19 protein-coding genes and 1 tRNA gene are annotated in these 19,709 nt (G+C 66.8%); 12 read left to right on the forward strand and 8 right to left on the reverse strand.

What is annotated here, in order from left to right; translation table 11 throughout:
* Positions 1 to 95: 95 nt before the first annotated feature.
* Positions 96 to 1,292, forward strand: a complete 1,197-nt coding sequence (locus tag ACQKLX_RS05350; protein ID WP_427360169.1) for a multidrug effflux MFS transporter — start codon at positions 96 to 98, stop codon at positions 1,290 to 1,292.
* Positions 1,293 to 1,301: 9 nt separating this feature from the next.
* Here the strand turns inward: ACQKLX_RS05350 and ACQKLX_RS05355 are convergent, their stop codons facing one another.
* Positions 1,302 to 2,117, reverse strand: a complete 816-nt coding sequence (locus tag ACQKLX_RS05355) for a DUF1194 domain-containing protein (protein WP_427360171.1) — start codon at positions 2,115 to 2,117, stop codon at positions 1,302 to 1,304.
* Positions 2,118 to 2,299: 182 nt separating this feature from the next.
* Entirely contained in the window at positions 2,300 to 2,926 is a 627-nt protein-coding gene (gene cmk / locus ACQKLX_RS05360; protein WP_427360674.1) for a (d)CMP kinase, read from the reverse strand.
* Between the two features lie 241 nt (positions 2,927 to 3,167).
* Between cmk and ACQKLX_RS05365 the strand changes: the two genes are divergently transcribed.
* A complete protein-coding gene (locus ACQKLX_RS05365; RefSeq protein ID WP_427360173.1) occupies positions 3,168 to 3,569 on the forward strand; it encodes a TIGR02300 family protein in 402 nt (133 codons plus the stop codon).
* A gap of 189 nt (positions 3,570 to 3,758) precedes the next feature.
* Positions 3,759 to 3,834: transfer RNA gene (locus tag ACQKLX_RS05370), tRNA-Ala, on the forward strand.
* A 93-nt stretch (positions 3,835 to 3,927) separates the two neighbouring features.
* Here the strand turns inward: ACQKLX_RS05370 and ACQKLX_RS05375 are convergent.
* A complete protein-coding gene (locus ACQKLX_RS05375; RefSeq protein ID WP_427360175.1) occupies positions 3,928 to 5,052 on the reverse strand; it encodes a helix-turn-helix transcriptional regulator in 1,125 nt (374 codons plus the stop codon).
* A 694-nt stretch (positions 5,053 to 5,746) separates the two neighbouring features.
* On the opposite strand from ACQKLX_RS05375, the gene ACQKLX_RS05380 reads away from it, so the two are divergent.
* The 4 genes from ACQKLX_RS05380 (at position 5,747) to ACQKLX_RS05395 (ending at position 9,803) form a co-directional block, all read left to right on the forward strand.
* Positions 5,747 to 7,093: an LLM class flavin-dependent oxidoreductase gene (locus ACQKLX_RS05380; RefSeq protein ID WP_427360177.1), complete on the forward strand. Its 1,347-nt coding sequence runs from the start codon at positions 5,747 to 5,749 to the stop codon at positions 7,091 to 7,093.
* An 89-nt stretch (positions 7,094 to 7,182) separates the two neighbouring features.
* Positions 7,183 to 8,196 carry an ABC transporter substrate-binding protein gene (locus ACQKLX_RS05385; protein WP_427360179.1) on the forward strand — a complete coding sequence of 338 codons (1,014 nt, stop codon included), beginning with the start codon at positions 7,183 to 7,185 and terminating at the stop codon, positions 8,194 to 8,196.
* 3 nt (positions 8,197 to 8,199) lie between these two features.
* Positions 8,200 to 9,078, forward strand: coding sequence for an ABC transporter permease (locus tag ACQKLX_RS05390; RefSeq protein WP_427360181.1), 879 nt, complete (start codon positions 8,200 to 8,202; stop codon positions 9,076 to 9,078).
* Positions 9,054 to 9,803, forward strand: a complete 750-nt coding sequence (locus ACQKLX_RS05395) for an ABC transporter ATP-binding protein (protein ID WP_427360183.1) — start codon at positions 9,054 to 9,056, stop codon at positions 9,801 to 9,803. Before ACQKLX_RS05390 ends, ACQKLX_RS05395 begins: the two co-directional genes overlap by 25 nt.
* Before the next feature lie 9 nt (positions 9,804 to 9,812).
* Here the strand turns inward: ACQKLX_RS05395 and ACQKLX_RS05400 are convergent, their stop codons facing one another.
* The 4 genes from ACQKLX_RS05400 to ACQKLX_RS05415 are packed head-to-tail and all read right to left on the reverse strand — an operon-like array spanning position 9,813 to position 13,809.
* Positions 9,813 to 11,021, reverse strand: a complete 1,209-nt coding sequence (locus ACQKLX_RS05400) for an ABC transporter substrate-binding protein (RefSeq protein WP_427360184.1) — start codon at positions 11,019 to 11,021, stop codon at positions 9,813 to 9,815.
* Positions 11,022 to 11,054: 33 nt separating this feature from the next.
* A complete protein-coding gene (locus ACQKLX_RS05405) occupies positions 11,055 to 12,083 on the reverse strand; it encodes an SMP-30/gluconolactonase/LRE family protein (RefSeq protein ID WP_427360186.1) in 1,029 nt (342 codons plus the stop codon).
* Positions 12,083 to 13,009 (reverse strand): 3,5-dioxohexanoate:acetyl-CoA acetone transferase, encoded by a 927-nt coding sequence (gene kce, locus ACQKLX_RS05410; protein ID WP_427360188.1) that lies wholly within the window; start codon positions 13,007 to 13,009, stop codon positions 12,083 to 12,085. The genes ACQKLX_RS05405 and kce overlap by 1 nt, the downstream gene beginning before the upstream one ends.
* A 23-nt stretch (positions 13,010 to 13,032) precedes the next feature.
* The gene (locus ACQKLX_RS05415; RefSeq protein WP_427360675.1) at positions 13,033 to 13,809 is read right to left on the reverse strand and encodes a cyclase family protein; all 777 of its coding nucleotides are present in this window, start codon (positions 13,807 to 13,809) and stop codon (positions 13,033 to 13,035) included.
* A gap of 123 nt (positions 13,810 to 13,932) precedes the next feature.
* Here ACQKLX_RS05415 and ACQKLX_RS05420 point away from each other — a divergent pair, with 123 nt between their 5' ends.
* Both ACQKLX_RS05420 and ACQKLX_RS05425 read left to right on the forward strand, forming a co-directional pair.
* On the forward strand, positions 13,933 to 14,577 hold the full coding sequence (locus ACQKLX_RS05420) for a TetR/AcrR family transcriptional regulator (RefSeq protein ID WP_427360190.1): 645 nt from the start codon (positions 13,933 to 13,935) through the stop codon (positions 14,575 to 14,577).
* Between the two features lie 40 nt (positions 14,578 to 14,617).
* On the forward strand, positions 14,618 to 15,013 hold the full coding sequence (locus tag ACQKLX_RS05425; RefSeq protein ID WP_427360677.1) for a RidA family protein: 396 nt from the start codon (positions 14,618 to 14,620) through the stop codon (positions 15,011 to 15,013).
* A 93-nt stretch (positions 15,014 to 15,106) separates the two neighbouring features.
* On the opposite strand, the gene ACQKLX_RS05430 is transcribed toward ACQKLX_RS05425, so the two are convergent.
* On the reverse strand, positions 15,107 to 16,351 hold the full coding sequence (locus ACQKLX_RS05430; protein WP_427360192.1) for a Zn-dependent hydrolase: 1,245 nt from the start codon (positions 16,349 to 16,351) through the stop codon (positions 15,107 to 15,109).
* 393 nt (positions 16,352 to 16,744) lie between these two features.
* On the opposite strand from ACQKLX_RS05430, the gene ACQKLX_RS05435 reads away from it, so the two are divergent.
* The 3 genes from ACQKLX_RS05435 (at position 16,745) to ACQKLX_RS05445 (ending at position 19,695) form a co-directional block, all read left to right on the forward strand.
* Entirely contained in the window at positions 16,745 to 17,680 is a 936-nt protein-coding gene (locus ACQKLX_RS05435) for a sugar ABC transporter substrate-binding protein (protein WP_427360194.1), read from the forward strand.
* A gap of 70 nt (positions 17,681 to 17,750) precedes the next feature.
* A complete protein-coding gene (locus tag ACQKLX_RS05440; protein WP_427360195.1) occupies positions 17,751 to 18,899 on the forward strand; it encodes an ABC transporter permease in 1,149 nt (382 codons plus the stop codon).
* Position 18,900: 1 nt separating this feature from the next.
* Positions 18,901 to 19,695 carry an ATP-binding cassette domain-containing protein gene (locus ACQKLX_RS05445; protein WP_110491983.1) on the forward strand — a complete coding sequence of 265 codons (795 nt, stop codon included), beginning with the start codon at positions 18,901 to 18,903 and terminating at the stop codon, positions 19,693 to 19,695.
* Positions 19,696 to 19,709: the final 14 nt, after the last annotated feature.

Consider the following 19,709-nt stretch of genomic DNA (forward strand, 5'->3'; position numbering starts at 1 on the left):
GGATTGCTTCGTCGCTTCGCTCCTCGCAATGACGGTGTAGTTTCGTCGCGAACGGACATGGTCTAAATCGCGGCGACCGATCAGAGATTCCTCGCATGCCCCTGCGCCCCGACACGCTGGCGATGACCGCCGTCCTCGCCATGCTGACGGCGCTCGGCCCGCTCTCGACGGACTTCTATCTGCCCTCACTGCCCGAGATCGCGCGGGTGATGGGGACGGATTTCGCCGGCGCGCAGGCGACGCTCTCGGCCTTCCTGTTCGGTTATGCCGCCGGCCAGATCATCTGGGGCCCGCTCTCCGACCGGCTCGGCCGCAAGCCGGTGCTGATCATTGGCCTCGGCCTGTTCATCGCGACCACGCTCGCCTGTGCCTTCGCGCCCTCGATCGAGGCGCTGATCGGCGCCCGCTTCGCCCAGGCGCTCGGCGCATCGGGTCCGATCGTGCTCGGCCGCGCCATGGTGCGCGATCTCTATGACGGGCCGCGCGCCGGCCGCGAGCTCGCCCGCATGGGCATGATCATGGGGCTGGTGCCGGCGATCGCACCGGTGCTCGGTGGCCTGCTTCAGAACGCCTTCGGCTGGCGCTCGACCTTCCTGGCCTCGCTCGTCTTCGCGCTCGCCATGCTCGCCGTCATCGTGACGATCATGCCGGAGACGCTGCGCCAGCGCTCGCCGGACGGCCTGTCGCTGCCGGCGATCCTGCGCGGCTATCGACTGCTGCTGCGAAACCGCGCCTACCGCGTCTATGTCGCGCTGACCGCGCTCGCCTATGCCGGGCTGTTCGCCTTCATCTCCGGCTCGTCCTTCGTGCTGATGGGGGTCTACGGCCTGACGGCACCGGCCTACGGGCTCTCCTTCGGCTGTGCCGTGCTCGGCTTCATCCTCGGCACGATCATCGCGCAGCGCCTGGTTGGCCGTCGCGGCCTCGACGGCGTGATCGCGCTCGGCGTCGCCTGCCTCGCCGCCGGCGGCCTCACCATGCTGGCCGGTGTCGCCACCGGCTTCGGCGGAGCGGCTGGTGTCGTCGGGCCGATGGCGCTCTATGCCTGCGGCGTCGGCCTGACCATGCCGCAGGCGCAGGCCTCGGCGATGATGCCTTTTCCCGAACGGGCCGGCGCGGCCTCGTCCCTGACCGGTCTGTGCCAGATGTTGCTCGCGGCCTGCGTCGGCCTGCTCGTCGGCCATCTGCTCAAGGGCAGCGCGCTGCCCTTGCCTGCCGTGATGTCGGTGATCGGCGTCGCGACGCTGATCCTCTTCCACGCAAGCGCCCAGATCCGCGCTGGCAAGGTCTGACGGAACTGTTCAGTTCCCCATCCGGTCGCGCCATTGCCGCTCGCCCTGCATGCAGGAGACGCGCGGCGCTTTGGCCTGCGCCTTCTGGATCAGGGCTTCGGGATCGGCTGGCAGCTCGGCGATCTCGCGCACCAGCTTGGTCCGCGTCGCGTCGACGAACTGATGGCGTTCGCGGATCGGGATGACGAAGGCGCCGATGCCGGTGACGACGCAGTCCTCGTAATAGACGTCGAGATTGTCGATGTCGAAATAGCTCGCCTGCTTCAGCATCACCGGCAGGCCGTTGATGGCGATGCCCTTGTCGCGGGCGGCATCGCGCGCGACCGTCACCGGGCGGCCGTCATTGTTGGCGCCGTCGCCGGAGATGTCGATGACGCGGCGCATCGGCGTGACGTTGCTCGCCTCGAGCAGCGAGACGGCGAGATCGATCGCGCCGGAGATCGAGGTCCGCCGGCCGCGCCGGGTCGGCGCCTCGCCGAGTTCCTCGGCGAAGGCGATCGCTGATTGCGGGGTCTCGATGATGGTCCAGGGCCTGACGATGTGCTGGAAGTCGCCGCCCGCCCATTCGAAATAGGTGACGGCGATCTTGCCGATCGCGCCTTTGGCGATGGCTTCGTGCAGCTGCTTCGAGCGGAACGCCTCGATATAGCCGTTGCGCTGCAGGGCGAGCTCGTCGAGATCCATCGAATAGGAGACGTCGACCGCCAGCACCAGGGCGACATCGACCTCTTCGGGCGGCGCGCTCGCTTGCTGCGCATGTGGCGCCGATGCCGGCCAGAAACCGGCGGCGGCGAGACTCAAGAGACCGAACAGCCAGGGCCGCATCGAAACCTCCGTCATCTGTCGTCGAAGCGTGACGCCGAAAGAAGACGGGTTCCGGGCGAAGGCAGGCTTCAAACGAATGTCGTCAAAGTCTGCGCCTGCTTTTGATTCGCGCAAAGCACGAAAACGCGAGTGTCAGCCGGAAAAATGGGCATCGGTCCGCACGTGCCGGTACCTCGCACGGGCTAGCTGCGCTTGCGCCTCTCGACGATCGCGAGCGCCGCCTGGAAGGCCTCCTCGACGCCGAGCGCCGATGTGTCGAGCAGGACAGCGTCCTCCGCTGCCTTCAGGGGCGCGTCGCCGCGACCCGAATCCCTGGCGTCGCGCCGGCGGATATCGGCCAGGATGCCATCGAAGGTCGTGGTCTCGCCGCGTCCCGCCAGTTCCTTGTGCCGGCGCGCGGCGCGCACTTCCGGCGTCGCGGTGACGAAGAGCTTCACCATCGCGTCCGGGCAGATCACCGTGCCGATGTCGCGCCCGTCGAGCACGGCCCCGGCCGCTGCTGCGGCGAAGCGGCGCTGCCGGTCGATCAGGGCGCGGCGGACGGCGGGAATCGCCGCCACTACCGAGGCCGCCTCGCCGATCTCGCGGCCGCGCAGCCGCGATTCGTCGATTGCCGCATCGTCGAAGCCGGCGGCGCTGGCGGCGGCGGCTTCGGCGTCGTCGAGCGGTTCGCCGGCGTCGAGCATGGTGCGCGCGACCATGCGGTAGAGCAGCCCGGTGTCGAGATAGGGCAGCCCGTAATAGGCGGCGAGCCGCCGCGCCAGCGTGCCCTTGCCGGAAGCGGCCGGCCCGTCGACGGCGATCACCAGCCGGCCAGCCTGCTGGATCGGGGAGGCGGAGGGCTGGGTCGAGGGCACGATTCCTGTCTTTCGTCAGTACTCTGGTGAAGGCAGAGTTCTAAAGCACCGAGCGTGCCGATGCGAAGCGGTTTTGCGCCCGGCGTCATCGGTTTGCGCCGAAGCCAAATCAATATTTGACAGCGACGCTTCGCCCGACTAACGGACGCCCCTGCTTTTTACGAACCCTGTCCGAACTTGAAGGTCCGACGCCGTGGCGAAACCGGAACTTGGTACCAAGCGCGTTTGCCCGGTCACGGGCCGCAAATTCTACGATCTCGACAAGGATCCGATCGTCTCGCCCTATACCGGCCAGTCCTATCCGCGCTCGCTGTTCGAGCCGCAGGCCAAGGCTGCCGCCCCGGCACCCAAGCCGGCGGATGACGAGGACGAGACGGAGGCCGCCGACGGCGCGGTCGAGCTCGTCTCGCTCGACGATGCCGATGCCGAGGCTGCCGAGAAGGAGCCGGTGGTCACCAGCGACGACGACATCGAGATCGAGGATGACGGCGCCGCCGGTGACGACGACGACACCTTCCTGGAAGAGGACGAGGAAGGCGACGACGACGTCTCCGATCTGATCGATGGCGACATCGAGGGCGACGAGGACGCCTGAGCCGCGCCAGGATCACGTCAAATCGCGCTGCTGAAAAAAGCGCGACAAGAACGTGACATCAGTGCTTGTGTCTTGGCGCAAGCTTGCCTATAGAGCGCTTCGTCGCTGCGGCGACGAGCGCGGACCGGCTCGAAAGAGCCTTCGGACTGCGACGATTTCCCGGCCTTTCCCCAAGAAGGTCGGCAAAGTGGGGCCATAGCTCAGTTGGGAGAGCGCTTGAATGGCATTCAAGAGGTCGGCGGTTCGATTCCGCCTGGCTCCACCAAATCTCTCTCCCTTAAATTGCTGGTTTACTGATGTGGCGGATCAGCACTGCGGTGCTGGGACAGGACCCATCTGCCGGAAGCGGCCCGGCGGATCAGCTCGCGCTGACCAGGAGCAGCATCAGCTCCGCCTGCCGCGACGTTCCCGTCTTCTGGAAGATCGTCTTCAGTCTCGTCCTGACGGTTTCCTGGGTGATGCCGAGCTGCTCTGCCGCATCGACGACCGACTCGCCCAGCAGCAAGCGTCGGCAGAGCGCTATCTCCGAAGGTGTCAGGCCGAAGGCGGGGGCGAGAGGCGCCAGATCGCCGGCATGCAATCCCTTGGAGCCGAGCTCGAGGATCTGCACCAGGATCAGCCGCTCGGGTGGGAGCAGGATAAGGCGACCTCCGGCCGGTGGCTGAGCTATCGGGAGCGCGGCGAGCGATACCTGCCATGCGCCAGCGGCGGTGCGGAAGCCGATGCGCGAGACGGTGGTGGGCTTACCCTGGGACAGCAGGTCCAGCGCTGCTGCGAAGCGGGTGTCCGCCGTCGCATCCGCAAGATGGCAGCGCCCGTGGCGAACGGTGACGCATTGCCCCGAGACGAAGAGCCGCTCGGCGAGGAGATTGGCGTCGCGCACGCGCCGGTTACCGCCGACGACGAAAGCCGCGCACCGGCTGCGCTCGACCAAAGCGGCCTTGGCGACCGCCGTTTCCACGTCGGAGCGCAGAAGGCGGGCGAGATTGATAGAGCGCTCGAAATTGCCGCGGATATTGGTCAGGATTTCCACAGCCGCCCGGTCGTAGATGCCGGATCTCGACAGCGGGTAGTGCAGGAGCAGATTCACGGCCTCGTCGCTCTCGCCGACGACCTTCATGCCGGCGGCGGCCACTGCACGGCCCTGAGGCAGCAGCCAGTCATTGTAGAATTCCGTGTTGATGAAGGTGCTTGCGGGGCAGACCTCCTCCGAGGCGCCGATCATGGTGCCCTTCAGGCTGCCCCAATAGCTGTTCCACGGATTGATATGGGCGAAATGCTCCGCATAGGCGGTCACGAAGGCCGGCTCCATGTTCTGGAGCGATAGAAAGTTGAGACGGCTTTCGGGGAAGTTCATATTGGCGAGCCCGCCCCAGGAGCCGGGGAAGGCCTCACTCAGGAGTGCCGGCACCTGGTCCCATGAGCCCTCGCCAAAGGTCGCGGCATCGATGGCCGCGGCAAGGTTCTGACTGATGACCGACACGCGGTCCTCGTCGTATACGTCGAGCAATCCTCGCCTCACGGCCATTTTCGTCCCAAGTCGATGACGATGGCCTAGCTGCCATCACTCATGATCTCCATTGCCTCTACGTTAGACGATCGGCTGTAGCAGGAAAAAGGAAAACTACTCTAACGAGTGGAAGGTTCCTATCGAGCGGCACCCCCCGGCGAAGGTGGTTCGTTGCTGCCGGGTTCCCGCGAATTCTTCGTGCGGTTGTCGCCGAACTCGTTCTGATCGGAGGATAGGATCCAGGTCATCGACGGCTTGACCGACGCGGCCCTGCCAAGGTCGAGCAGCAGGACCAGCAGCTGCGCGGCTGTCAGTACGTGCTGATCGTCGATGTCATCGAATAGGCCTGCCACACGCGCCTGCTGGCGGCCGCAGTCGCTCTGCGTTTAGGGCGCGTGCGGGTTTGAAATGGGAAGGTCCTTTTGGGTGTCTCGTGCAGTCGGAGGTGATCATCCCAAGGAAGGAGTGGCATTCAGTTTTTTATTTCGAATGACGCCTAGATGTTCGTCAATTGATCATGGAATTATCCGTATAATAATCTCCTGATCAGGCCGTTCTTTTTAAAAAACACTTCTCTTGACCATCGGCTACGCTGACCGTCATCGTGAAAGACAGAGGGCGCGGGGTCCGCTCCCCGTCAAACCATTCGCTCAATGCGAGGTGCGCGATGTCCAAAGCCGGCCGCCAGCTCACGCTCAACCTGTTCATCTATCCCGGCGGTCATCATGAGGCGGCCTGGCGCTACGAGGAGTCGGAACCGGAGCGGGTGCTCGACATCCGCTACTATCAGGAGCTGGCGCGAAAGGCCGAGGCTGCGAAGTTCGATGCAGTCTTCCTCGCCGACGGGCCGTCCTTGGCGGAGAACGTCCGTTATTCGTCCCGCGTTCGCCTGGAGCCGGTGACTTGGCTGACCGCCATAGCCGCTGCCACCGAAAAGATCGGCCTGATCGGCACGGCCTCGACCACCTATAACGAGCCCTACAACCTCGCCCGCCTTTTCGCCTCGCTCGACCATATCAGCGGCGGCCGCGCCGGCTGGAACATCGTCACGACGAGCGATGCCGGGGCCGCCCAGAATTTCGGCCTGTCCGAGCATCCGCCGCATGGCGAGCGCTATGAGAAAGCCCGCGAGTTCCTGGATGTCGTCACCAAGCTTTGGGACAGCTGGGAGGATGATGCGCTCGTCGCCGACCCCAAAAGCGGGGTCTTCGCCGATGCCGACAAGGTCCATCGCATCGACCATGCCGGCAAGCATTACCGGGTGCGTGGGCCGCTCAACGTCTCGCGCTCGCCGCAGGGCCGGCCGGTCTATGTCCAGGCCGGTTCCTCGGAGGATGGCCGCTTCTTCGCGGCCCAGTTCGCCGAGGCGATCTTCACCGCCCACCAGACACTGGCCAGCGCGCAGGAGTTCTATTCCGACATCAAGACCCGTGCGGCGGCGCTCGGCCGCCGGCCGAACCATCTGCGCATCCTGCCGGGCATCAGTCCCTTCCTCGGCTCGACGGAGGCCGAGGCGAAACGGCTGGAGGAGGAGATCGACGATCTGATCCAGCCTGCGGCCTCGCTCGACCAGCTCAAGCGCATGATCGGTGTCGACCTCAGCGGCTACGACCTCGACGGGCCCGTGCCACGCCATATCATCGACACCAACGGGCCGAAGGGGCTGGCGAGTCGCTTCCAGCTCGTCGTCGATATCGTCGACCGCGAGAATCCGACGATCCGCCAGCTGATCCGGCGTCTTGCCGGCGCACGCGGCCATCGCGTCGTCGTCGGCACGCCCGAGCATGTCGCGAACGAGATCCAGACCTGGTTCGAGCAGGGCGCGGCCGACGGCTTCAACGTCATGCCGCCCTATCTCACCGGCGGCTTCGACAGCTTCGTCGCCGAAGTCGTGCCGATCCTGCGCAAGCGCGGCCTGTTCAGGCAGGATTATTCCGGCACGACGCTGCGCGACCATTACGGGCTGCCGCGTCCGGACAGCCTCTTCGCCGCAGAGCAGCGCAAGAGCGCCTGAAGCGCCGGGCTTCGCACCGACCTTCCCCATGCGTGAGGCGACGCGGGCTTAGCCCGTGGACGAGGACGCATGCCCATCGAGGACACCAGATGAAGCTGACCTATCTTCTGCCACTCGCCGCTGCCCTGCTGGCCGGCGCTGCTGCGGCCCAGCCCTTGCCGGAGAGCGCACCGCTTCCCGAGCGCGTTCCGCCGGGCACGACCCTGGTGATCGGCGATCCACAGACGCGCGTCGCGCTCACCCTGTCGGGCGAGCTCGCCAAGCTGCCCTTCAAGGTCGAATGGGCCAATATCTCCGGCGGTCCGCAGACGATCGAGGCGTTTCGGGCCAAGGCGCTCGACATCGGCGCGGTCGCCGACATCCCGCCGGTCCACGCGCAATGGACCGGTCTCGAGGTCAGGATCGTCGCCGCCAAGTTCCGGCGCGATCCGATCGGCCATCCGATCTATGTGATCGCGACGGCGCCGGGCTCCGGCATCGCCAGGCTCGAGGACATCAAGGGTCGCAAGATCGCCTTCAGCCCCGGCCAGGCCCAGGGCGCGCTGGTGCTGCGCGTGCTGAAGAAGCTCAACCTCCGACATGACGAAGTCCAGCTCGTCGAACTGCCGAGTGTCGGCGATGCCTATGTCAACGCGCTCGCCAGCAAGCTCGTCGACGCCGCGCCGATCGCCGAGGCGAACAAGCAGCGCTTCGTCCAGAACTATGCGCGCGACGGCGCCAAGGCCCTGCCGCACGGCCTGCGCGACGATCCGGCTTATCTCTATGTCGTGAAGTCCTCGCTGGAGGACCCCGGCAAGGCGGCGGCGATCCGCGCCTATGTCCAGGCCTGGGGCCGCGCCACCAAATGGGTCGAGACCCATCCGGAGGAGTGGATCAAGGGCTATTATGTCAAGGATCAAGGGCTGAAAGCCGATTCCGGCCGCTTCCTGGTCGAATCCAACGGCGATCCCGATGTGCCGCTCGACTGGAACGGGGCGATCGAGCGCCAGCAGGAGACCATCGATCTGCTCGCCGCCGAGCTGAAGAAGCCGGTGTTGAAGGCCGCGACACTGTTCGACCGGCGCTTCGAGCAGGTCGCCGGCGCGGCCTATCAGGGAGAATGAACCATGGCTGATCTCTCGCTCACCGGCGGGCAGGGCGCCCTCGACCCGAGCTGGCTCAAGCTCGCCCGCAGCCAGCCAGCCGGCACGGCCGAGAAGCCCCGCCGACGCCGCAAGCTCGGACCGGGCCGGCCGATCCGCTATGGCGCCGCGCTCGGCCCGGTCCTTCTGCTGATCCTCTGGAGCATCGGCGCGGCGACCGGCTTTATTGACGACCGGATCCTCTCGGCACCCTGGACGGTGGCGACCACCGGCTGGGAGCTGATCCAGGACGGGCGCCTGCAGGAGAACCTCTGGACCTCGTTCCAGCGCTCCTTCTGGGGGCTGTTCTGGGGCATCGTCGCCGGCGCCTCGCTCGGCGTTATCGCCGGCCTCAGCCGCATCGGCGAATACCTCGTCGACGGTCCGATCCAGATCAAGCGCGCCATTCCGGCTTTGGCGCTGATTCCGCTGCTGATGCTCTGGTTCGGCATCGGCGAGGGCATGAAGATCCTGACGATCGCGCTGATCACCTTCGCGCCGATCTATATCCAGACCCATGACGGCCTGCGCTCCACCGATGCCCGCTTCATCGAGCTGGCCGAGACGCTCGACCTCTCCAACGGCCAGTTCCTGCGCCATGTCGTGCTGCCGGCGGCGCTGCCTGGCTTCCTGCTCGGCCTGCGCTTCGGCGTCACCTATTCCTGGCTTGCCCTCGTCGTGGTCGAGCAGGTCAACGCCACCAGCGGCCTCGGCTACATGATCAACCTCGCCCGCACCTATGGCCAGACCGAGGTCATCATCCTTTGCCTGGCCGTCTATGCCGCGCTCGGCCTGAGCTCGGATTGGCTCGTCCGCTTCATCACCCGAAAGGCTCTGCCATGGCGCAAGATTCTGGCCGACTGATCCCGCCGCCCGTCGTCGCTGTCCGCGGCCTGACCCGCCGCTATGGCGAGCGTACCATCATCGACAATGTCGATCTCGACATCGGCCGCGGCGAGTTCGTCGCCCTGCTCGGCCGCTCGGGCTCGGGCAAGAGCACCTTCCTGCGGGCGCTCGCCGGGCTCGACCATGGCGTGCCCGGCTCCGGCCGGCTCGGCACGCCCGACGCGGTCTCGGTCGTCTTCCAGGATGCGCGCCTGCTGCCCTGGAAGACGGTCGTCGACAATGTCTCGCTCGGGCTGAACGGGCAGACACCACGTGAGCGCGCTCTGCATGCCCTCGCCGAAGTCGAGCTGACGGCACGGGCCAAAGCCTGGCCGATGCAGCTCTCCGGCGGCGAGCAGCAGCGTGCCGCGCTGGCCCGCTCGCTGGTGCGTGAACCCGAACTCCTGCTGCTTGACGAGCCCTTCGGTGCGCTCGATGCGCTGACCCGCCTGCGCATGCAGGCGCTCTTGCTCGACCTCTGCGCCCGCCATCGTCCGGCGGTGCTGCTCGTCACCCATGACGTCGACGAAGCGATTCATCTCGCCCAGCGGGTGCTGGTGCTCGATCAGGGCCGCTTCGTCGTCGATCTCAAGGTCGATCTGCCCTCCGAGACGGGGCCGCGGCAGCGCCGCTTCGCCGAGGTGCGTAGCGAATTGCTCACCAGCCTCGGCGTGACGCAAGAGGAGCTGCGCCGCGTCGCTTGAGGCGCGCGGCTACTTCTTGATCGCCGGGCAGGCGCTCTGGGCCAGCGGGCGGAAGGCCTGGTCGCCAGGGATGGTGGCGACGAGGTCGTAGAGGTCCCATTCGCCCTTCGATTCCGCCGGCTTCTTGACTTGGAAGACGTAGAAGTCGTGGACCATGCGCCCGTCCTCGCGCAGCTTGGCGTTGCGCACGACCTCGTCCTCGATCGGCAGCTCACGCATCTTGGCGATCACCGTCTTGGCCTCGTCCGATTTCGCCGCGGCGACCGCCTTGAGATAGTGCCGGACCGAGGAATAGACGCCGGCCTGGATCGCCGAAGGCACCGCGCCATGCGCCGCCTTGAAGCGCTCGGAGAAGGCGCGGGTGCGCTCGTCGATGTTCCAATAGAAGCCTTCGGTCAGGATCGTGCCCTGCGCCGAGGCGAGGCCGACGCTCTTCACGTCCATCGCGGTTAGGAAGAAGGCGACCAGCTTCTGCTTGTCCTGGCCGATGCCGAAATCGCGGGCGGTCTTGATCCCGGCGACGGTGTCGCCACCGGCATTGGCGAGCGCGATCAGATCGGCGCCCGAACCCTGCGCCGTGAGGAGCTGCGAGGAGAGGTCGACAGCCGGGAAGGCGTGCCGGATCGAGCCGACATAGCTGCCGCCCTTGGCGGTGACGAGGGTCTTGGCGTCGGCTTCGAGCTGGTGGCCGAGCGCATAGTCGGCCGTGACCAGATACCATTTGGTGCCGGGCTTGGTCAGGTGGTTGGCGATCCCGGCGACCTGGACATAGGTGTCCCACATCCACTGGACGACATGGTCGGGCTGGCAGGCGTCGCCGGTCAGGCGGGCCGTGCCGCCAGGGAAGAGGCCGACGCGGTTCTTGTCCTTCAGCAGCGGCGGGATGGCGAGCTGCAGCGAGGCGTTCGACATGTCGGCGAGCACGTCGACGCCCTGCCGGTCGATCCATTCGCGGGTGATCGCCGAGCCGACATCGGCCTTGTTCTGGTGGTCGGCCGAGACCACCTCGATCTTCATGCCCGCGCATTCGGCCTTCAGGCAGTCCTCGACCGCCATGCGGGCGGCGGTGATCGAGCCCTTGCCGGTGATATCGGAATAGACGCCGGACATGTCGGTCAGCACGCCGATCTTGACGGCGCCGTCCGAGATCTCGGCCGCGGCGGGCAGGGCGCCGAGCAATGCGGTGGTGATGGCGAGCGCCGAGGCCAGACCCTTCATGTGAATTCCTCCCGTGATTGTCGTTTGTCGTTGCTAGCGGTCGTGCCAGTGCGCCATCGGCAGGCCGGCGACTGGTGATCTGAATGAGGGGATGCGGCTGCCGCGCAGGCTGCCGATATGGGCGGTGCTGAGGTCGGGCCCGCCGAAGGTGATGCTGGCGAACCAGGGCGCGATCGTCCCGCCGCAGGCGAGCATCAGTTCGGGCGTCGCCTCGTCGCGGGCGAAGGCCGCCATCAGCGCCTTGCCGGCCGCGCTGCCGCGATCGTCGTCGAGCAGGATGCGCAAATCGCCCTTCGGCGTGATCGCGAAGACCCGATCGACCATCACATGCGTGCCCCAGAGATTGCCATGGGCGTCGAAGGCGATGCCGTCGATGAAGGCGCCATGGTCGCTCGGGCCGAAAATCTCGCGATCGGTCAGGCTTCCATCGGCCCCAACCCGCAATCGCGTCACCCGGCAGGCGCAGGTCTCGGCGACGTAGAGCCATTCCTCGCTGGCATCGAGCCGGATCTCGTTGGTGAAGGCGAATCCATCCGCGACGATGCGCAGCCGCCCGCCATCATAGAGCGCGACATAGCCGTCGCGGACATTGGGGCTCATCGCCCGCATCCAGTTCTTCGTGCGCGTCGAGATCGTCAGCCAGATCCGGTCCTTGCTGTCGCGCAGCACGAAATTGACCTTGCCGATCGCCTGTCCGTCGATCGTATCGACCAGCACGCGCGTCTCGCCCGAACGCGTCATCACCTCCAGTCGGTCGGTGCCGAAATTCGAGATGAGGACATCGCCATTGCCTGCGAAGGCGAGGCCGTTCGGCAAGGTGCCGGAGACGAAGCGGGCTTCCTCGTCGGCCGCTTCGGCAAAGCCGCGGCTCGCCGTCTGCGTGATCAGCTGCTGCGTGCCATCGGGCCGGATATGGACGATGCCGCCGCGCGCATCGGCGCTCCAGAGCGAGCCGTCGCGCTCGGCGAGGATGCATTCCGGCCGCTGCAGGCCCTCGCCGACATAAGTGATGGCAGCCGGATCGATGACGAAGCCGTCGAGCGGGTTGGAGCGGCGTGACATCAAAAGTTCACGCGGTCGCCGCCCTTGAGGCCGAGCGTGGCGCGGGCCTCCTCGGGCGTGGCGATCTCGTAGCCGAGCTCCTCGACGATGCGGCGGATCTTGGCGACCTGTTCGGCATTGGAGGTGGCGAGCTTGCCCTTGCCGATGAACAGGCTGTCCTCCAGCCCGACGCGGACATTGCCGCCCAGCATCGCGGCCTGTGTGCAGAAGGCCATCTGATGGCGCCCGGCCGCGAGCACCGACCAGTGATAATCCCGACCGAACAGCTTGTCGGCAGTGCGCTTCATGAACATCAGATTGTCGAGATCGGCGCCGATGCCGCCGAGAATCCCGAAGATCAATTGCAGGAACACCGGCGGCCGGAACCAGCCGCGATCGAGGCAATGGGCGAGATTGTAGAGATGGCCGACATCGTAGCATTCATGCTCGAACTTGGTGCCGTGGCCCTCGCCGAGCAGCTTATAGATGCGCTCGATGTCGCCGAAGGTGTTGCGGAAGATGAAGTCCTTGGTGTTGGCGAGGTAAGGCTGCTCCCAGGGGTGCTTCCAGTCGCTGTACTTCTCCGCGAGGGGATGCAGCGCGAAGTTCATCGAGCCCATATTGAGCGAGCACATCTCCGGAGCGGCCTTGAGCGGCGCGGCGAGGCGCTCCTCGACGGTCATGGTCAGGCCGCCGCCGGTGGTGATGTTCACGACGGCATCGGTCGCCTGCTTGATCCGCGGCAGGAACTCCATGAACACGGCCGGGTCCGGCGTCGGCCGGCCGTCCTTCGGATCCCGCGCGTGCAGGTGCAGGATCGCCGCTCCCGCCTCCGCCGCCGCGATCGCCTGGCTGGCGATCTCGTCCGGCGTGATCGGCAGGTGATCCGACATGGTCGGGGTATGGATGCCGCCGGTGACGGCGCAGGTGATGATGACCTTGCTCATCGCATTCTCCTTCGTCGTTCCGGTCAGCCTGGTAAAATCGCGACGGCGCGGGTCCAGCCGGCCGAGCCGTTGCGGACCTTCACCGGCAGGCAGCTGATGGTGAAGCCGGTCGCCGGCAGCGCTTCGAGATTGTGCAGCTTCTCGATCTGGCAGTAGCCGGCCTCGCGCCCGGCCTTGTGGCCCTCCCAGATCAGCGAGGCGTCGCCGGTTTCGGCAAAGCGGCGGGCGGTGTGGCTGAACGGCGCGTCCCAGCTCCAGCCATCGGTGCCGACCACCTTGATGCCCTGCCGCACCAGGTGCAGCGTCGCCTCGCGGCCGAAGCCACAGCCGGAATCGACGTAGTCGGCCTCGCCATAGCGGGCACCGGCCCGCGTGTTGGCGACGACGATCTCCAGCGGGCGCAAGGTATGGCCGATGCGCGCGAGTTCGGCGTCGATCTCGGCGGGGGTGACGACATGGCCATCCGGCAGATGGCGGAAATCCAGCTTCACACCCGGTTGCAGGAACCAGTCGAGCGGGCATTCGTCGATCCGGAGCGCCGGCGCGCCGCCATCCTGCGTCGGGTGGTAGTGCCAGGGCGCGTCGACATGGGTGCCGTTATGGGTCGAGATCGTCGCGAGCTCGACCGCCCAGCCCATGCCATCAGGCAACTGCTCGGGCTTCAGGCCGGGAAAGGCCGCTGCGATGTCCGTCGCCGTCGCCTGATGCGTGCGATAGTCGATTCTGACCTTCTGGAAGGGCGGGTCGGCGGGAACGTCGTTCTCGAGCGGAATCGACAGATCGACGAGGCGGCCTGGCAGCATGCCGGTATGTCCTCCCTTGAGGATGTGTTCTCTGCGGTTCGAATTTGGACGAACGTCCGACCTATAGCAGGAGGTCATGTTTCTGGTAAGAGGGGAATCACTGGATTCTGGAGGGGCCCGATGTCCGCGATGCCGACGCGCGACCGCATTCTCGACGCTGCCGAGCGGCTCTTCGCCGAGCGCGGCGGGGCTGACGGCGCCTCGATGCGCGATCTCGCGGCCGCGGCGGGCGTGCGGCTCTCGCAGCTCAGCTATCATTTCGGCTCGAAGGAGGCGCTCTACCGCGCCGTCTTCGCTCGCCGGGCCCATGCCCTGGCGTTGGCGCGCGCGCAGGCGCTCGGCGAGGCCATGGCCCGGCCGGTGCTCGACATCGGCGAGATCGTCGCCGCCTTGATCGGCCCATCCGTGCGTCAGCGCTTCAGCGAAGGGGTGCAGGGCGCGGCTTTCGCCATGATGACCGCCCGCGAGGCGGTCGACCCGCGCGAGGCGGCACGCGGCGTCGTCGCTGAGCACTTCGATCCGACCGCACGACAGTTCGTCGCGGCGCTGGGCAAGGTCTATCCGCAGGCGCCGGAGGGCGCGCTGGTTGACGCCTACCTCTTCATGGTCGGGGCTCTCGTCACGACGATGGCCGCCGGCGACCGTGCCATGCGGCTCGACCAGCAGCGCGAGTCCGTCCCGGTGGCCGAGAATGCCGAACAATTGCTGCAGCGCCTGACCAGCTTCTGCGCCGCCGGCATCGACGGCCTGCTGCGGAGCCGCTGAGCCGGCCAATTCAGGCGGATAAGGGAAAATGGATCAGATCATGCGCCGCGAGATCATCGAAGTCCCCGTCATCTCCGAAGCGATCCGCCGGCTCGGCGCGCCGACCTCGGCGCTGGCGCGTGCCGGCGACCTGCTCTTCACCTGCGGCATGCCGCCGATCGATGTCACGACCGGCGAGATCGTCAGCGGCGATATCGAGACGCAGACCCGCGCCGCGATGGAGGCGCTGGCAGTCACCCTGCGCCATGGTGGCTCCTCGCTCGACGCCGTCATCAAGGCGACGATCTTCGTCACCGATCCCGCGCTGATGGCCGGGGTCAACGCGGTCTACAGGACCTATTTCAGCAACAGCTTCCCGGCCCGGACCAGCGCCGCGATCCGGCCCTGGCCGTTGCCCTTCGACATCGAGATCGAATGCGTCGCCGCGGTGGGCTGAACGCGTCATTGCGAGGAGCGAAGCGACGAAGCAATCTAGGGGGCGTCGAACGCTGCCGCCCCTGGATTGCTTCGCTACGCTCGCAATGACAGTTCAGCGATCCGCCCGCGCCACCACCGTGTGCAGGAGCACGTTGAGGCCGGGCTCGAGATCGCCCGGCGTGCAGAATTCCCCGTTGTTGTGGGTGATGCCGCCCTTGCAGGGCGAAAAGATCATCGTCGTCGGCGCATGGCGGGCGACGAAATAGGCGTCGTGCCCGGCCTGGCTGAGGATATCGCACGTGCGGTAGCCGAGGCTGAGCGAGGTCGAGCGGACCTGCGCGATCAATTCGTCGGCGAAGACCTTACCGCCCCAGTTCCAGACATCGAGGATCTCGGCCGTGCAATCAGCCCGCGCCGCCGCCTCATGCACGGCGCGGCGGACGCGCTCGGCCATCACGGCGGTGGCTTCCGGATCGGCATGGCGGACATCGCAGGTCGCCTGCGCCCAGTCGGAGAGGATGCCCGGCTTGTTCGGCCAGGCCACCAGCCGCGAGGCTGTCGCCTTGCCGCTACTGCCGGCATGCTCCCAGCCGAGATCGTCGACCGCGACCAGCAGGCGTGCTCCGGCGATCAGCGCGTTTTTGCGCCGCTCCATCGGCCAGGGGCCGGTATGGGCGGTCTCGCCCCGGAATTCGACCAGCATGCCGGTGCTGGCGTAGCCGCCGGTGACGACGCCGACCTGCATGCCCTCGCGGTCGAGGATCGGCCCTTGCTCGATATGGAACTCGACATAGGCGTCGAAGGGATGCGGCGCCGCCTCCATCTCACCGCGATAGCCGATGCGGTCGAGCTCCTCGCCGATCGTCCTGCCGTCATCGTCGCGCCGGCCCAGCGCCCAGTCGAGCGTATAGGCGCCGGTGAAGCAGCCCGAGCCGACCATCGGCGGCGAGAAGCGCCCGCCCTCCTCATTGGTCCAGTTGACGACCTCGATCGGCCGCCTGGTGCGATGGCCGAGCTGGTCGAGCGTGCGGCAGACCTCCAGCCCGCCCAGCACGCCGGCGATGCCATCGAAGCGCCCGCCATTCACCTGCGTATCGAGATGGCTGCCCATCACCACCGGCGGCAGGCTGTCATCCTGCCCGGCCCGGCGCGCGAAGATGTTGCCGATTCCGTCGATCCGGACGGTGAGGCCGGCCTGTCGGCACCAGTCGATGAAGACGTCGCGGACCTCCCGGTCGGCATCGCCGAGCGCCAGCCGCGACAGGCCGCCCGGCCGTCCCACCCCGATCTCGGCCGAGCGCTCGATCGTCGTCCAGAAGCGCCCGGTATCGATGCGCGCGGTCGCTGGCAGGCCCATGAGATTCCCCTGATTCCGGACGCTGAGCGCGCCGCTTCGATCCGCGACAATCGAGGCGCCGGACCGGTCCTGGCAAATCGATATTGGTGATGGGTTTCTCCGGTCCGGGTGGCACGGGCCGTCACACGCTCCGGTATGTCATCGGCGCAGAAGGCGCTTGACAGGCGTGCATGCGCAATGGAATGATTGTTCCATTGAATATTAAAAACGGTTTTTTTGTTTCGTTTTGAATGAAGCGCAGAGTCGGTGGCCGCGCCTGGCGCGTCCTCCCTCCTTCGCCATCCCAGGCAGTCCGCGGCGCTTCGCGGCCGGCCAAATCGCCCGAAAACCGGTCGATCGCGCCCGATCGGACCGAACAACGAAAGCGGGGGCATCCCCGCATGGGAGGATGAGATGAAGCGTTTTCTCGCAGGGATGATTGCTGCCGCCGCGATCGTGGTTGGCGGGGCGACGCCGAGCGTCGCGCAGCAGACCAGGATCATCGTTGTCAGCCATGGCCAGGCCGCCGACCCATTCTGGTCGGTGGTCAAGAACGGCGTCGCCAAGGCGGCGGCCGATCTGAAAGTCGCGGTCGACTACCGCGCCCCGGAGACCTTCGACATGGTGGCGATGAGCCAGCTGATCGATGCCGCGGTGAACCAGAAGCCGGCCGGCCTCGTCGTCTCGATCCCCGACGCCTCGGCGCTCGGCCCGTCGATTCAGAAGGCGGTCGCCGCCGGCATCCCGGTGATCTCGATGAACTCGGGCTCCGACGTCTCGAAGAAGCTCGGCGCCCTCCTGCATGTCGGCCAGGACGAGTTCGATGCCGGCAAGGCCGCCGGCGAGAAGCTCGCCAGCATGGGCGGCAAGGTCGGCGTCTGCGTCAATCACGAGGTCGGCAATGTCGCGCTTGACCTGCGCTGCAAGGGTTTTGCCGAGGGCTTCAAGGGCAAGGTCACCGTGCTGCCGGTCTCGAATGACCCGTCCGAGATCCGCTCCAAGGTCAAGGCGGCGCTGTCCGATGCCAGCGTCGACACGGTGATGGCGCTGAGCGCCTCGCTCGGCGGCGAGCCCACCCTGGCGGGCGTCAAGGAAGCCGGCAAGATCGCCAGCGTCCGCGTCGCGACCTTCGATCTCTCCGCCAACTTCCTCAAGGCGATCGTCGCGGGTGAAGCGGCCTTCGGCATCGACCAGCAGCAGTTCCTGCAGGGCTATCTGCCGGTCGCCTTCCTGGCGCTCAACGCCGAATACGGCCTCGTGCCCGGCGGCAACGTCCCCTCCGGCCCGAACCTCGTTACCAAGGAGAAGGCGGCCCAGGTCGTCGACCTCTCGGCCAAGGGCATCCGCTGAGCGCTCTGCGGCGACGCCTCCAGCGTCGCCGCTTCCTCCCCGGACGGTTCAGAAGCTGAAGGTGCGCGCCATGACGACGTCGACCGCCGATCTCGCCGCGGGTGCGTCCCGTCCCACTGACCCGGCCGCAGAGGCCCGCGACGAGCGCCTGCGCCGTGTCTCGCTGATCGCCCGGCTGATGCGTCGGCCCGAGCTTGGCGCGGTCGCCGGCCTCGTCTTGGTCACCGTCTTCTTTGGCCTCACCGCCAATCCGGCGATGTTCACCCTCGCCGGGGTCATGACCGTGCTCTCGCCGGCCTCGCAGCTCGGCATCCTCGCCATCGCGGCGGCGCTTTTGATGATCGGCGGCGAGTTCGACCTCTCGATCGGTTCGATGATCGCCTTTTCCGGCCTCGTCTTCGGCGCGCTGGTTGTCGTCGGCGACCTGCCCCTGCTGGCGGCGATCGTCGCGACCTTCGTCTTCGCCGGGCTGATGGGCGCGGTGAACGGCCAGATCGTCATCAGGACGCGCCTGCCCTCCTTCATCGTCACCCTCGCTTTCCTCTTCATCCTGCGCGGGCTCTCGCTGGTCGGGCTGAAATGGGCGACGGGCGGCTCGACGCAGTTGCGCGGGATCGGCGACAAGGCAGGCGCAGGCGTGGTGCGCGAGCTCTTTTCCGGCCAGGCGCTGGAGGGGCTGTTCGCCTGGCTGGCGCAGGCCAACCTGATCGCCAAGTTCCCGAACGGCACGCCGACCGTGACCGGCGTCCCCGTCGGGGTGCTCTGGTTCCTCGCCATCGCCGCGCTCGCGACCTATGTCCTCTTGCGCACCCGCTTCGGCAATTGGATCTTCGCCGCCGGCGGCGATCCCAACGCGGCCCGCAATTCCGGCGTGCCTGTGAACATGGTCAAGACGACTTTGTTCGTGCTGACCGCCTGCGCCGCCACCCTCGTCGCCATCCTGACCGTGCTCGATGCCGGCTCGACCGATGCGCGCCGCGGCTTCCAGAAGGAGTTCGAGGCGATCATCGCCGCCGTGATAGGCGGCTGCCTGCTCACCGGCGGCTATGGCTCGGCGATCGGCGCCTTCTTCGGCGCGATCATCTTCGGCATGGTCTCGATCGGCCTGACCTACACCAGCTTCGACAGCGACTGGTTCCAGGTCTTCCTCGGCGGGATGCTGCTGCTCGCCGTTCTCTTCAACAATTTCATCCGCCGCAAGGCGACAGGGGAGCGCTGAGATGACGACAGCTCCGGAACAGGCCCCGCTCATCGAGGTCCGCGACATCGTCAAGCATTTCGGCTCGGTGATCGCGCTCTCGGGCGTCTCGCTCAAGGTCTCCGCCGGTGAGGTGCTCTGCCTGCTCGGCGACAATGGTGCCGGCAAGTCGACGCTGATCAAGACGCTCTCGGGCTGCCACAAGCCGAGCTCGGGCGAGTTCCTGGTCGAGGGCCGGCCGGTCGCCTTCTCCAGCCCACGCGACGCGCTCGATGCCGGCATTGCCACCGTCTACCAGGATCTGGCGATGATCCCGCTGATGTCGATCACGCGGAACTTCTTCATGGGCCGCGAGCCGATCCGCGGCTTCGGCCCGCTGAAATGGATCGATTTCGACCTCGCCCATGCGGTGACCCGCGACGAGATGCACAGGATCGGCATCGACATCCGCGATCCGCATCAGGCGGTCGGGACGCTGTCGGGCGGCGAGCGGCAATGCGTCGCCATCGCCCGCGCCGTCTATTTCGGCGCCAAGGTGCTGATCCTCGACGAGCCGACCTCGGCGCTCGGCGTCGCCCAGACCTCGATGGTGCTGAAATACATCAATCTCGTGCGCGCCAAGGGCCTCGGCGTGATCTTCATCACCCACAACGTCCGCCACGCCTATGCCGTCGGCGATCGCTTCACCGTGCTCAATCGCGGCAAGACGCTCGGCACCTACGCCAAGTCCGGCATCGCCATGGACGAGCTGCAGAACCTGATGGCCGGCGGCAAGGAATTGCAGGCGGTCTCCGAGGAACTCGGCGGCACGGTCTGACGCCCGAAGCACAT

The organism is Allobosea sp. NPDC003192 (assembly GCF_050275675.1).
In the GTDB taxonomy this organism is placed as follows: Bacteria; Pseudomonadota; Alphaproteobacteria; order Rhizobiales; family Beijerinckiaceae; genus Allobosea.

Bases quoted from the DNA above. Each gene is read 5' to 3' on its own strand.
- ACQKLX_RS05350 (WP_427360169.1), top strand. From the start codon at position 96: ATGCCCCTGCGCCCCGACACGCTGGCGATGACCGCCGTCCTCGCCATG.
- ACQKLX_RS05355 (WP_427360171.1), bottom strand. From the start codon at position 2,117: ATGCGGCCCTGGCTGTTCGGTCTCTTGAGTCTCGCCGCCGCCGGTTTC.
- ACQKLX_RS05380 (WP_427360177.1), top strand. From the start codon at position 5,747: ATGTCCAAAGCCGGCCGCCAGCTCACGCTCAACCTGTTCATCTATCCC.
- ACQKLX_RS05385 (WP_427360179.1), top strand. From the start codon at position 7,183: ATGAAGCTGACCTATCTTCTGCCACTCGCCGCTGCCCTGCTGGCCGGC.
- ACQKLX_RS05390 (WP_427360181.1), top strand. From the start codon at position 8,200: ATGGCTGATCTCTCGCTCACCGGCGGGCAGGGCGCCCTCGACCCGAGC.
- ACQKLX_RS05395 (WP_427360183.1), top strand. From the start codon at position 9,054: ATGGCGCAAGATTCTGGCCGACTGATCCCGCCGCCCGTCGTCGCTGTC.
- ACQKLX_RS05400 (WP_427360184.1), bottom strand. From the start codon at position 11,021: ATGAAGGGTCTGGCCTCGGCGCTCGCCATCACCACCGCATTGCTCGGC.
- ACQKLX_RS05405 (WP_427360186.1), bottom strand. From the start codon at position 12,083: ATGTCACGCCGCTCCAACCCGCTCGACGGCTTCGTCATCGATCCGGCT.
- kce (WP_427360188.1), bottom strand. From the start codon at position 13,009: ATGAGCAAGGTCATCATCACCTGCGCCGTCACCGGCGGCATCCATACC.
- ACQKLX_RS05420 (WP_427360190.1), top strand. From the start codon at position 13,933: ATGTCCGCGATGCCGACGCGCGACCGCATTCTCGACGCTGCCGAGCGG.
- ACQKLX_RS05425 (WP_427360677.1), top strand. From the start codon at position 14,618: ATGCGCCGCGAGATCATCGAAGTCCCCGTCATCTCCGAAGCGATCCGC.
- ACQKLX_RS05430 (WP_427360192.1), bottom strand. From the start codon at position 16,351: ATGGGCCTGCCAGCGACCGCGCGCATCGATACCGGGCGCTTCTGGACG.
- ACQKLX_RS05435 (WP_427360194.1), top strand. From the start codon at position 16,745: ATGAAGCGTTTTCTCGCAGGGATGATTGCTGCCGCCGCGATCGTGGTT.
- ACQKLX_RS05440 (WP_427360195.1), top strand. From the start codon at position 17,751: ATGACGACGTCGACCGCCGATCTCGCCGCGGGTGCGTCCCGTCCCACT.
- ACQKLX_RS05445 (WP_110491983.1), top strand. From the start codon at position 18,901: ATGACGACAGCTCCGGAACAGGCCCCGCTCATCGAGGTCCGCGACATC.